Source organism: Pseudorhizobium halotolerans (assembly GCF_902153235.2).
GTDB classification, from domain to species: Bacteria; Pseudomonadota; Alphaproteobacteria; order Rhizobiales; family Rhizobiaceae; genus Neorhizobium; species Neorhizobium flavum.
The window spans coordinates 1,474,713-1,486,632 of the sequence record NZ_CABFWE030000005.1 but is presented as its reverse complement, the minus strand read 5'-3'; the positions used below and the strand labels follow the sequence as shown (position 1 = coordinate 1,486,632).

At 63.3% G+C, this 11,920-nt stretch carries 15 protein-coding genes and 2 tRNA genes; 1 reads left to right on the top strand and 16 read right to left on the bottom strand.

Annotation, left to right across the window (positions count from 1 at the left end):
• Positions 1-20: 20 nt before the first annotated feature.
• From cheY1 to FN060_RS12175, 14 genes are all read right to left on the bottom strand, one after another.
• Positions 21-386, bottom strand: a complete 366-nt coding sequence (gene cheY1, locus FN060_RS12240; RefSeq protein ID WP_052636909.1) for a chemotaxis response regulator CheY1 — start codon at positions 384-386, stop codon at positions 21-23.
• A gap of 4 nt (positions 387-390) precedes the next feature.
• Positions 391-684 carry an STAS domain-containing protein gene (locus FN060_RS12235; protein WP_077549052.1) on the bottom strand — a complete coding sequence of 98 codons (294 nt, stop codon included), beginning with the start codon at positions 682-684 and terminating at the stop codon, positions 391-393.
• Complete coding sequence (locus FN060_RS12230; RefSeq protein WP_142588250.1) at positions 684-2,315, bottom strand: globin-coupled sensor protein; 1,632 nt, start codon at positions 2,313-2,315, stop codon at positions 684-686. The genes FN060_RS12235 and FN060_RS12230 overlap by 1 nt, the downstream gene beginning before the upstream one ends.
• Positions 2,316-2,674: 359 nt before the next feature.
• Positions 2,675-3,232 carry a DNA-3-methyladenine glycosylase gene (locus FN060_RS12225; RefSeq protein ID WP_142588249.1) on the bottom strand — a complete coding sequence of 186 codons (558 nt, stop codon included), beginning with the start codon at positions 3,230-3,232 and terminating at the stop codon, positions 2,675-2,677.
• Positions 3,233-3,265: 33 nt separating this feature from the next.
• Positions 3,266-3,341 (bottom strand) — tRNA-Phe (locus tag FN060_RS12220).
• 161 nt (positions 3,342-3,502) lie between these two features.
• Entirely contained in the window at positions 3,503-3,709 is a 207-nt protein-coding gene (gene yacG / locus FN060_RS12215; RefSeq protein ID WP_077549049.1) for a DNA gyrase inhibitor YacG, read from the bottom strand.
• A 5-nt stretch (positions 3,710-3,714) separates the two neighbouring features.
• Positions 3,715-4,335: a Maf-like protein gene (locus FN060_RS12210; protein ID WP_052636904.1), complete on the bottom strand. Its 621-nt coding sequence runs from the start codon at positions 4,333-4,335 to the stop codon at positions 3,715-3,717.
• 25 nt (positions 4,336-4,360) lie between these two features.
• On the bottom strand, positions 4,361-4,579 hold the full coding sequence (gene infA / locus FN060_RS12205) for a translation initiation factor IF-1 (RefSeq protein WP_004435948.1): 219 nt from the start codon (positions 4,577-4,579) through the stop codon (positions 4,361-4,363).
• Between the two features lie 127 nt (positions 4,580-4,706).
• Positions 4,707-5,186, bottom strand: a complete 480-nt coding sequence (locus FN060_RS12200) for an arsenate-mycothiol transferase ArsC (protein WP_142588248.1) — start codon at positions 5,184-5,186, stop codon at positions 4,707-4,709.
• A 5-nt stretch (positions 5,187-5,191) separates the two neighbouring features.
• Positions 5,192-5,665 carry a UPF0262 family protein gene (locus FN060_RS12195; RefSeq protein ID WP_142588247.1) on the bottom strand — a complete coding sequence of 158 codons (474 nt, stop codon included), beginning with the start codon at positions 5,663-5,665 and terminating at the stop codon, positions 5,192-5,194.
• 2 nt (positions 5,666-5,667) lie between these two features.
• The gene (gene hisD / locus FN060_RS12190) at positions 5,668-6,966 is read right to left on the bottom strand and encodes a histidinol dehydrogenase (RefSeq protein WP_142588246.1); all 1,299 of its coding nucleotides are present in this window, start codon (positions 6,964-6,966) and stop codon (positions 5,668-5,670) included.
• Positions 6,967-7,005: 39 nt separating this feature from the next.
• A complete protein-coding gene (locus FN060_RS12185) occupies positions 7,006-7,443 on the bottom strand; it encodes a DUF2948 family protein (protein WP_077549046.1) in 438 nt (145 codons plus the stop codon).
• 91 nt (positions 7,444-7,534) lie between these two features.
• On the bottom strand, positions 7,535-8,827 hold the full coding sequence (gene murA, locus FN060_RS12180; protein ID WP_052636899.1) for a UDP-N-acetylglucosamine 1-carboxyvinyltransferase: 1,293 nt from the start codon (positions 8,825-8,827) through the stop codon (positions 7,535-7,537).
• A gap of 115 nt (positions 8,828-8,942) precedes the next feature.
• Positions 8,943-9,161, bottom strand: a complete 219-nt coding sequence (locus tag FN060_RS12175; RefSeq protein WP_052636898.1) for a hypothetical protein — start codon at positions 9,159-9,161, stop codon at positions 8,943-8,945.
• A gap of 157 nt (positions 9,162-9,318) precedes the next feature.
• Here FN060_RS12175 and FN060_RS12170 point away from each other — a divergent pair.
• A tRNA-Thr gene (locus FN060_RS12170) sits at positions 9,319-9,393 on the top strand.
• Positions 9,394-9,678: 285 nt separating this feature from the next.
• Here the strand turns inward: FN060_RS12170 and FN060_RS12165 are convergent.
• Both FN060_RS12165 and FN060_RS12160 read right to left on the bottom strand, forming a co-directional pair.
• Positions 9,679-10,491, bottom strand: coding sequence for an enoyl-CoA hydratase/isomerase family protein (locus FN060_RS12165; protein ID WP_142588245.1), 813 nt, complete (start codon positions 10,489-10,491; stop codon positions 9,679-9,681).
• 35 nt (positions 10,492-10,526) lie between these two features.
• Positions 10,527-11,882 (bottom strand): MmgE/PrpD family protein, encoded by a 1,356-nt coding sequence (locus FN060_RS12160; protein ID WP_142588244.1) that lies wholly within the window; start codon positions 11,880-11,882, stop codon positions 10,527-10,529.
• Positions 11,883-11,920 lie beyond the last annotated feature (38 nt).

The window sequence follows — 11,920 nt, the reverse complement described above, 5'->3', positions numbered from 1 at the left end:
TCCTGATCAGGCGGTTTGTTTCAGGCTGTGACGCGCTCGATTGCATCGATGAGCTTGGCGGGATCGAACGGCTTGACGATCCAGCCCGTCGCACCAGCCTGGCGGGCTCGGTTCTTCTTCTCCGCATCGCTTTCGGTGGTCAGCACGAGGATCGGGACCGCACGATATTTCTCGTTGCGGCGGACGCCTTCGATGAAGCCGAAGCCGTCGAGGCGCGGCATGTTGATGTCGGTGACGATGACATCCGGATTGGCATCTTCGAGGACTTCCAGCCCCTCGACGCCATCCTCGGCCTGGACCGTCTCGAAACCGGCATTGTTGAGGGTTACCAGCAGCATGTTCCGGATGGTCCGGGAATCATCCACGGTGAGCACTTTCTTCTTCATGATTTCAGGTCTCCTTGGCCGTCAGCTGGTGAGGATCGATGCCGATGAGTTGCAGGGTCTTTTCGAATGCGTCGGATGCCTTCTCGACAACGAAGGCCTTCTTGTCGGCCTGCCATGCGCGGGCAGCCGCGACGATGACCTGGACACATTGGACCCCCAGCCGTTCAACTTGCGAGGCATCGATCTTCAGATCGCGGCCACGAAGTTCCATCAGCTTGCCATGCAGGACGGACGCTTCGTTCAGGTCCAGGACCGGTGACAGTTTCAGATTTTCCTGGGCAGCCTTCTTGCTCGCCATCAGTTCATTCCTTGTCTTCTGGGAAATTCGATTTCGTCGCCGGCAGCCTGCAGTGGATCACCGACATCGATCAGAGCGACCGGCAGGCGGGCGGGTGCCAGCGGCGTGGTGTTCGTACGGTCGGAGCGATAGCGGACCTGCCGCTCGACCCGGAACTCGCGGACGGTACGGCCAAGCTCGAGGATCACGGTGTGCAGGTCATCCGCCTCTGATCCCAGCATCCCGGCATTGCCAGCCGTGGCGCTGATCTCCCTGCCTACTGATGAGAGATCTGCCGAGATGCTCCCGAGTTCGCCGACATGCTCGTCGGAACGGGTGGCTATGCCGGCGATCGCGTCGTTTATTTCCGTGACCTGACGGACAATGCCACCGATGGCATCCTGCGTGCGGTGTACCATCTCGACCCCGGCATCCACCTGGGTCTTCGTCGTGTTGACCAGTGACTTGATCTCCCGGGCCGCATCGGCGGAGCGCTGCGCCAGGGCACGCACTTCCTGTGCGACGACCGCAAAGCCCCTCCCGCTTTCTCCGGCCCGTGCCGCTTCGATGCCGGCGTTGAGCGCCAGGAGATTGGTCTGGAATGCTATCTCGTCGATGACGCCGATGATCTGGCCGATCTTTTCCGCAGACGTCTCTATGTCCGCCATGGCAGTGATGGCACGCCCGACAGCCTCACCACTTTCCTCTACCGTTCCCCTCGTCATGGCTGCGAGCCGCGCCGCGTCGCCGGTTTCTGCGGCACCCGTGCGAAGACGGCCGACGAGTTCCTCCAGTTGATGTGCCGCTTCCCGGACACGGGCGGACTGCCCTTCGGATTCCTCGGCCACGGCACGTGCGCGCGCAGCAAGGGCGGCAGACGCCGTACCAGCCTGGTCGCTGCGCCCACACACGCCCTCGATCGAGGAGCGCATGGCCTCGATCGCACCGCCGAGCACGGACGCGATCTCGGCGTATGCCTCCGGCACGTCCTCCGGCAGCGTGGCGGTCAGGTCACGTTCGGCGAGCGAATGGATCACCTCGGACAGAAGCTGGATCACCTCTCCCTGGTCTTCCTGCCGTTGCTCGGCCAGGGCGCGATGGTGCTTCTGGCGCAATTCGTTGAACCGGAGCGAAACGGCGATCTCGACGTCGACCATGACCAAGCGGACAAGTGCTGTAACGATGTCTCCGAGACCATCGGAGCCGCGCCGACCGAAAGGGAGCCGCGACTTGCGGCCTTCCTGCGCCATGGCTGCCTTCAACAGATGCTCCAGCATGACGGCATGTCCGGCAATGTGCCACCTGGGATCAAGTCCCATGCGGCTCTCGCTGTCGGACAGTATCTTGACGCGTTCTGCATAGAGCGCATCGAACCGCGCGTCTGTCAGGACACTCCAGTGGGAGGATTGCAGATCATGCAGACGCTCGATCTGCTGCTCGCTGGCGAAGGCGCGGGATGCATCCGGGAAGGACTGATAGCGCAGCATGAGATCGCGCAGGCCGCTTTTCACCGCCGGCTCGAGCTGCGGCCGGTGGCGGCGCAGCAGGTCGCACAGGGCGGCGTCGAGGCCAGCGAATGCCAGCCTTTCCCCCAGGCTTCCCGCCTGTCCCTTTCGCGCCTGATCGGATCGCGTCTCGTTCCCCAACTGCATCCTCGAAACCAATAGAAACCCAAGAAGGGCCGAGTGCGAACTGTCGCTTCACAAGGTCCGCCGCCGAGATCACGGGCCGATGCACCGGCGCACGCGCCGGCGTCACAGACCATGCGGTCACCGCAGTCGTTCTGATTGTGATCATGGATGATACCGGGTCGAGACCGGTACGGCAGGGCGGCGTCATGCCTCGGGAAACTCCAGGTCACCCAATTTGCCGTGGTTTCCAATATGTATGGTTAATTCCTTGCCCGAAGGTTAAGATGTGACTTGGACTGTCCCAAGTTCGCATCCATTTTCGGCCGAAAGCCGTGGCTTCGACGTCCGGGCTCTTAGCTAGGTGGCAGGGCTCACGCCTGTTAGGCCTCCGGCGGGAACCGGCGGCTGAGATGTGGCGAGCCCCGCAGACCAAAGCGCCACGGCTGGTCGGCGGCCTTGGTTATCCCGATGCGCTTTCCAGCTTCTACCGGGCAGCTCTCCAGCGGCAGCGACATCCGGAACGGCGGTTCGGAGAGACTGAGCCCGTCATGCTGTCGGTCGATGCCAAGTGCCTGGCACACCCGTCCGGGACCGGCACAGAGCAGGCGAGGTGCGGTCTGCCCGCGACGCTCTTGCATCTCCTCAACACCCCATACCGGCTCCAAGGCACGGATGAGCACCGCGCTGCCGGGCCGGCAGACGACATTGAGACACCAGTGGATGCCGTAGGAACGGTAGACATAGGCATGTCCCGCAGGCCCGAACATCGAACGGTTCCTGTCCGTCGGCCCTCGGAAACTGTGCGAGGCCGGATCGTCGGGCTCATAGGCTTCAGTCTCCACGATGATGCCACCGACACCACGGAAAGCCAGCTCGGCGCCGATGAGGTCGCGGGCGACTTCCACGGCGGAACGATCGAAGACAATCTGGGCGTCCATGGCCTGCTCTGGCTTGAGAGACTGAAAGGGAAATGGTGCCCGGAGGCGGATTTGAACCACCGACACGCGGATTTTCAATCCGCTGCTCTACCAACTGAGCTATCCGGGCATCGAGGCTTCTTCAAGCCTTCCGGCACTGGGCCGGCGGGGCCTGCGCCCCGGAAGCGAGCGGGGTTATAACATCTTGTTCGGCCATGTCCAGCGGCGGCGGACACTTTTTTCGCCTGCGCTCATCGTCCGGGAAATCGGCGTGGAACAGACCGGCGGACACTACTCGTCCAGGGGGTCAGCCTTGCTCTGGTCCTCGGCCACCGGGATGGCGTAGGAACCCTTCAGCCAACGCGACAGATCGAGGGTACGGCAGCGATCGGAGCAGAAGGGATAGTGTTCACGAGCCGATGGCTTACCGCATTCCGGGCACGGCCTTGCCTTGCGAAGCGGCTCCACCTTGGCGCCGGGCTTTGTCGATGGTGCCATAGGTCTCAGCCCTCCGGCCAGGCCGCCTGCACGTCGAAGCCTTCTCCCGAAAGCAGCGACAGCGTTTCATAGAGCGGCAGCCCGACGACATTGGTGTAGGACCCTACGATCTTCTGCACGAAGCTGCCGGCGATGCCCTGGATCGCGTAGGCGCCGGCCTTGCCGCGCCACTGACCCGAAGCGATGTAGTTGTCGATCTCGTGCGGCGACAGTCGCTTGAACCGTACTTTCGTCTGTACGACCTTCTGCCGGAACTGGCCGCCCGGCGTGACGAGACAGATGCCGGTATAGACCGAGTGGCCGCGTCCGGAGAGAAGGTGCAGCGCGGAGGATGCCTCGTCCGTATACTCCGTCTTCTCCAGGATCCGGCGCCCGACCGCAACGACCGTGTCCGCCGACAGGATGTAGCTGTGGCGCCAGGCGAGATCGCTCTTGAGCGCAGCCCAGGCGGCCTCCGCCTTCTCGCCGGAAAGGCGGCGGGCAAGCGAGCGGGGGTGTTCGGACTTCTTCGGCGTCTCGTCGATGTCCATCGGCATCAGGCGCGCAGGATGGAGCCCTGCCTGGTTGAGCAGGTCCAGGCGACGCGGAGAGCCGGAGGCCAGGATGAGTTTCTGTTCTGACGCCATGAGCCTGCCGAACTGCCGCTTGATATTACTTGAAGCGGTAGGTGATACGGCCCTTGGTCAGGTCGTAGGGAGTCATTTCCACGAGGACCTTATCGCCGGCGAGAACGCGGATACGGTTCTTGCGCATCCGGCCAGCGGTATGGGCAATGATTTCGTGTTCGTTTTCTAGCTTCACACGGAACGTCGCGTTCGGCAGCAATTCGGTCACGACGCCCGGAAACTCAAGGACTTCTTCTTTAGCCATCTATGGATTATCTTCCTGTCTGTTGATTTCATGGGCGCAGCTTCAGCCGGCCCCGCAAATTTTGGCGGAAACTACACAATCATGTTCGCTTTGTGAACTCGCATAATTTCCGTTCCCCTTCCGTCGCTCATCGCCTGTCCGCCGGACGCTTCTGCAGGCTGGAAAAGCGCTCCTCGATCCGCTTCCAAAGGTGATCCCTCACCCCACGGTACGCGTCGAGCCGTTGCTCGCGAGAGCCGGTCGCGGCGGTTGGATCCATGGTCGGCCAGTAGACGACCTCAACCGCATTCGACCGCGTCAGTTCAAGCGCCGCATGATGGGCCTCGGGCGTCAATGTGATGATGACGTCAAAATAGTCGTCTTCGAGATCGTCAAGGGTCCGAGGCTGGTGACGCGGAATGGAAAGACCGATCTCGTCGAGCACGACATCCACGAAAGGATCAGGCTCTCCTGAACGCACGCCAGCCGACTGGACATAGATATCGGAAGGCAGCAGCCGCTTTGCAATGGCCTCTGCCATTGGCGACCGGATCGCATTCCAGCCGCACATGAAAAGGATTGCACCCGGCCTCTCCTTCTTGACGTCCGCGTCAGGGGCGCCGCTCATGGACGTCAGCCGCGCCAGTAGAGGACACAGACGAGCGTGAACAGCCGTCTGGCAGTGTCAAAATCCAGCCGGACCTTGCCGTCCAGGCGATCCATCAGGGTTTGCGATCCCTCGTTGTGGATACCGCGGCGGCCCATGTCGATCGACTCGATCCGGCTAGGCGTGGCGGAGCGGATCGCCTCATAGTAGCTCTCGCAGATCATGAAGTAATCCTTGATGATCCGCCGGAAGGGCGTCAGCGAGAGAATGTGGGTGGCAACGTCCTCTCCACCCTCGGTCGTGATGGTGAAGACCAGCTTGGAGTCCACCAGCGAGAGCTTCAGGTGGTAGGGGCCGCCAGAATGTCCCACAGGCTCGAAGGTGTTTTCCTCCACCAGGTCGAAGATGGCAACAGCCCGCTCATGCTCGACATCCGGCGTGGAGCGCCCGATGGACTCATCCAGGACGACATCGGAAAGCCGGAAATCGCCCTTCGCCATTCTCAACCCCCGCGGTTGAGCCGGATCGAGACCGACCGTGCGTGGGCATCGAGCCCTTCGGAATTCGCGAGCGTGATTGCCGCGGGCGCCAGCGCTGCCAGCTGGTCGGGACCGAGGCGAAGGATCGAGGTGCGCTTGACGTAGTCGAGGACGGAGAGACCTGACGAAAATCGGGCCGAGCGTGCCGTCGGCAACACATGGTTTGATCCGCCGACATAATCGCCGATAACTTCCGGTGTATGCCGGCCGACGAAGATCGCTCCCGCATTGCGGATCCGGTTGATCAGCGCGTCGGGCTCCGCCACGGCGAGCTCCAGATGTTCGGCAGCGATCCGGTCCGCCAGCGGTACGGCCGCCGAAAAGTCGCCGACGAGGATGATCGCACCGAAATCCGCCCAGCTTCTTGCTGCGGTCCGTGACCGTGACAACCGGGTCAGTTGACGCTCCACCGCCTGCTCCACCGCCTCCCCGAAGGCGCGGTCGTCCGTGATCAGGATCGACTGGGCACCCTCGTCGTGCTCCGCCTGGGCCAGGAGATCCGCGGCGATCCAGTCCGGGTCGTTCTCGCCATCTGCGATGATGAGCACTTCGGAAGGACCGGCAATCATGTCGATCCCCACCTGACCGAAGACCTGCCGCTTCGCCGCGGCGACGTAAGCATTGCCCGGACCGACGATCTTGGCGACCGGTGCGATCGTTTCGGTGCCGTAGGCGAGAGCGGCAATCGCCTGCGCGCCGCCGACCCGGTAGATCTCCGTCACGCCGGCGATCCGGGCGGCCGCCAGGACAGTGGGATTGATCGCTCCACCGCTGGCCGGGACCACCATGACCACCCGAGGCACGCCCGCTACCTTCGCCGGCAGCGCGTTCATCAGGACCGAACTCGGATAGCTTGCTGTACCGCCCGGGACGTAGAGGCCGACTGCCTCGACCGCCGTCCAGCGGGACCCGAGTCCGACGCCGAGCGCATCCTCGTAGATGTCATCCTTCGGCATTTGCCGCGCATGGTGCTTCTCGATCCGCTCGGCCGCAAGCTTCAAAGCTTCCAGCACCTCCGGATCGGTGGCGGCTACCGCCGCATCGATGTCCGCGTCGCTGACCCGAAGGCCGGCCGTCGCGAGATCCACCCCATCGAAGCGGGCCGAATAGTCGAAGAGCGCGGCGTCGCCACGAAGGCGCACGTCATCGATGATGCCCCGCACCACGGCATTGACATCATCGGAAACCTCCCGCTTCGTCGAGAGAAAGGCGGAAAACCGCGCCTCGAAGTCCTCGGATCGCTGATCCAGCCAGATTGCCACGTCTTACGTCCCCTTGAAATTCCGTGCCGCCTGCGTCACTTAGTCGGCCGGGTGCGCCGGCAGGCGCTCGGTTGCCCAGGCGCCGCCGGTATCCAGCATCTGCACCTCGATGCATTCGACGTCGAGGCTGATCGCGGCACCGCCGGCAAGCGTCAGCTCGATCGTTCCGTCGGGCCCCTCGCCCTTCTGCTCGAATCGGATCGCCAGCAGGCAGTAAACGCCTTCCGCATCCTGGCGATTGATGCCCATCGACCGGACTGCCTCCACACGCTTGAAGGAGATGACCGAGCGACGCCGTTCGTAGCCCTTCCTCCCGCGGTCGGCTTCCTCCCAGACAAAGCGGTTGACCAAGGCGGTGAATTGCCGGTGGCGCGCGTCATAACTCAGTTCGCCGACGCGAAAGACGCTATCTTGCATATGGGCGGAGATGATGCCGAGATCATCCTGATCGAGAGCGAGAAGCTTGAGGTCGGCCATGATTCCATTCCAATCCACGGCGCGCGCGGCGCGTTGTCATCCGGCGCTGGAGATAGGATGACGCGGCACGCCATGCAACGCCAGCGTGACCTTAGTCGCTGACCCGTTCCACCTCGGCGCCGCAGCGGGTGAGCTTTTCCTCCAGCCGCTCGAAGCCGCGGTCGAGGTGGTAGACACGGTTGACCATGGTCTCCCCCTCGGCCGCCAGCCCGGCGATGACAAGCGACACGGAAGCCCGCAGATCCGTCGCCATGACCGGGGCTCCGCGCAGCCGATCCACCCCCTCGATCCGCGCCATCTGTCCGGACAGCGAGATGCGCGCACCTAGACGCGCCAGTTCCTGCACATGCATGAAGCGGTTCTCGAAGATGGTCTCCGTGATGTGGGAAACGCCGGAGGAGCGCGTCATCAGCGCCATGAACTGTGCCTGCAGGTCGGTCGGGAAGCCGGGGAAGGGTTCCGTGACGACATCGACCGGCTGGATGCCGTTCCCGTTGCGCACCACCCTGAGCCCGCTTTCGGTCTCGGTGATTTCGGCTCCGGACATGCGCAGCGCATCAAGCGCGTTCTCGAGCAGGTCCGCGCGCGTTCCCTCGAGCGTCACGTCGCCACCGGTCATCGCGACAGCCATCGCATAGGTACCCGTCTCGATGCGGTCCGGCAGCACGCGGTGGCGCGCACCGTGCAGCGAGGTGACGCCCTCGACCGTGATCGTGCTGGTTCCCGCGCCGGAGATGCGTGCTCCCATGGCGATGAGGCAGTCGGCAAGATCGACGACCTCGGGCTCGCGGGCGGCATTGTCGATCACGGTCGTGCCGTTCGCAAGCGTTGCGGCCATCATCAGCACATGGGTGGCCCCGACCGAGACCTTGGGGAAGGTGTAGTGTCCACCGACGAGCCCGCCGTCCGGGGCAGTCGCATTGACATAGCCGCCGTCGATCTCAATCTGTGCGCCAAGCGCCTGCAGGCCTTCGAGAAAAAGGTCAACCGGGCGCGTACCGATGGCGCACCCCCCCGGCAGCGATACGCGGGCCGTACCGGCGCGGGCCAGGAGCGGTCCGATGACCCAGAAGCTCGCACGCATCTTGGAGACGAGATCATAGGGAGCAGTCGTGTCGACGATCGTCCTGCAGGTGAACTGGATCGTCCGAGAATAGCTTTCCGTCTGGCTTTCGCGCCGCCCGTTGACCATCACGTCGACACCGTGATTGCCAAGGATTCGCAGAAGCTGCTCGACGTCGGCAAGATGCGGAACGTTTTCCAGCGTCAGCGTATCGCTGGTCAGCAGCGACGCGATCATCAGCGGAAGCGCCGCATTCTTGGCGCCGGATATCGGGATAACGCCGTTAAGCTTGTTGCCGCCGCGAATTCTGATGCGATCCATGAGGTCCAACGGGAGCAAGCCCGCCCTTTGTTCTTGTGCAAGCGCGAAAGATGGCGTCCTTAGCGGAAAAGCAAGTAGGCTTCAAATGGTTTGGCCGAGGCCGGACGAGGATGTGTCAGCCTGATTCGTCTTTTTTTGCGGCGGGCAGGCCATCCACCTCGTCGGCCGCCCCGGCGCGCCGCGCCCGCGTCTGCGCCTTGCGGCGCAGCAGGTTCTCGCGAAGCTTGGCGGCGGCGCGTGCCTGTCGCTGCTCTTCCCTGATCTCCGCTTCCCGCTTGCGCCCGCTCTTCGTCTCTACTGCCGAAGGCGTCGCATCTTCGTCCTTTGCCGCCATCACTCGTTCCTACATGCCTGCTGGAAAACCCGTCGGCCTCCTTTTAGCTCCATCCTGCGGCGAACCGCAATTTGCGGCTTGCGCTCGCTCCGAAGCTATGGCAATAGGCCCCTCGCCCGACGACGTCCACCACGGACGCCCTTCAGATCGGGCCTAAGCTGCTATAGCTCAGGGGTAGAGCACTCCCTTGGTAAGGGAGAGGCCGAGAGTTCAAATCTCTCTAGCAGCACCATCACTTCCCCCCGAAATCCCGGCGTGGTTCGTCGAAGACGCTCCTTCTTCTTTCTTCTTTGCCGATCATTCCACTACGCGGCGCCAGCCGACCGCATCGACGCCGGCGAACAATGCGCCCGGCGTAGTCGCCATGGAAGAGGTTGCAGGGAACAAAGCCCGGGCGTGAGCCCAGCCTCCGATGTCTCTGACGGAGACCGTGGAGGAACACAGGGCGATGCGGGACGGCAGGCATTCGGGAATGCCCGCCAATCCAAATTTGCCGCCAACTCGGTTGCCGCTGTGCCTATCGCGTTTTGTTGAGGAAGTCTTCCACCGACGCCCGGTGTTCCGACGTGGTGTAGCAGATCGCCTGCGCCTCCCGTCCGAGCGTGAATATCTCGTCTGCGGTGCTTTCCATCGACTGGTCCAGGATGGCCTTCGTCAGTGCGATCGCAGCCGGTGCGCCCTGGCAGAGTTCTTCTGCCCATGCCTGGGCATCGTTCAACAGTTCTTCAGCGCTGGAGATGCGGTCCACCATTCCGATCTGAAGCGCTTCCTCGGCCTCGACGACGCGGCCCGTCAGGATAAGCTCCTTCGCCTTCACCAGACCGACGCGACGGGGCAGGAAATACATGCCACCGCCATCGGAGACCAGGCCACGCTTGATGAAGCTCATGGAGAGCTTCGCCCCCGAGGCGGCGATGATGAAGTCGCAGGCAAGCGCCATGTCCAGCCCCAGGCCGAAGGCAGCGCCGTTGACGGCAGCGATCACCGGCTTGGTCATGTTGCGAATGACGCTGATGCCCTTGTGGGTCTGCTTCTGGCGTAGCCACCCGTTGAACGCCACCTCCCCGGCGGGTGCCTCAAGCCGCCCGCGCATGCCGCCGATATCGCCGCCCGAGCAGAAGCCCTTGCCTTCCCCCGTCAGGATCACGCCACGCACCTCGCGGCTCTTGTCGGCCCATTCGAATGCGGCGATGAGCTCCGCACGCATCTCGTCGTTGATGGCGTTTCGGACGTCAGGCCGGTTCAGCTTGATCGTCGCAATCCCATTCTTCACATCCGTGGTGATGAAGGTCGCAACGGGGAGGATTTTCGCGTCGGCGTTCGTATTCATGGTAGGAGCCTTTGCTGATTTTCTGCTTGTTGATGTCAGGCCGTTCGGGGAGCGATCGTCAGCGCCAGGGGCAGGTCCGTCCCGAACAGCACTTGCTGCTTCAGACCCTCACGATCCTGATCACCGAGGGCCACGGCAGCCAATTCGTCGTATTTCTCCACCAGTTCCTCGTCGGTCAGCGGATCGTCGGGGTCGCCCTTGCGCGTCTGCTGGAAATGATCCAGTACCCGCCCGTCCGTCAGTTCGACCCGCAGCCGCGCCATGCGGCGGCTCGGATAGGCGGCAGCGATCTCGGCATCCTCGACCACCACGACCTTCGGCATGATGGCGCGGATATCCTCCCTCGCCAATGCCTCCGGCGTGAACGCCTCCATCCGCACGCGGCCGATGGTGAGCAGTGCACCGACGCAGTACTGCACGGAGAACCGTGCATCTCGCGCCGTCTCGACCTTCATGCGGTTGCAGATGGCCGCAGTCGGTCCATAGCCGTGCACGGTGATCGAATGAATGTCGTCCGCCTGAAAGCCCACCTGTGACTGCAGCGTCCTGATACCGTCCAGCGTGGGAAAGATATGGCCGCAACAGCCATGGTTCTTGAACGTCATGCGGGTGATCGGCGTCCATTCACCCAGCCCGTCGAGAGCCGCCTGCCAGTTGCCGGTCGTGTCGCTCGAGGCCGCCGCATAGCCGTGGGGCGCGTGCAGGCTGTCCAGGGATCCGGTCACTCCGGCAGAGGCCGCAAGGCCCGCCAGCACACCGGCTTCGGCCGCGTGTCCGCAATGGAGCGGCTTGGTGTTGCCAAGGCCTTGCAGGTTTTCCTGGTGTCCCCCAGCGAAGCTCGTGGAGATGGCGATGGCATGCGCGATCGTGTCAGCCGTCCCGCCGAGGAGCATGGCGGTTGAAACCGCCGCCCCGATCGTCCCGACTGTCGCGGTGATGTGCCAGTCGCGATAATGGCTCGGCTGAAGCGCGATCGCGATGCGGCAGCCAACCTCGTAGCCGCCGATCACCGCACGGCGGAATGCTTCACCGCTCGCGCCGACATCCTGTGCCACGGCAAGGGCTGCCGAGATCGTCGGACTGCCGGGATGATAGCCGCCATCACGGAAGATGTCATCGAATTCCGCCGTATGGCTCGTCACGCCGTTCAGGAGAGCAGCGTGCCTTGATGTCCCAGCCGAGCCGTCGACATAGCTGATCGCCCGCCCCTCTCCTCGTCCGGAAGCCAGAACCTTGGCGAGGGCCGGACCTGGACCATCGAGACAGCCGGGCAACATCGAGCCGAACCAGTCAAGGATCGTACGCCGTGTCTGCCAGTCGACCTCTTCGAGCAGAGGGCATCTGTTCCAGTGCGCAGCCGCCTCGGCCAGTGTGATTAAAGGATTGCTCATCGTCTCCAGGCACCTCGGTTTCTTGCCAACGCCGTTGC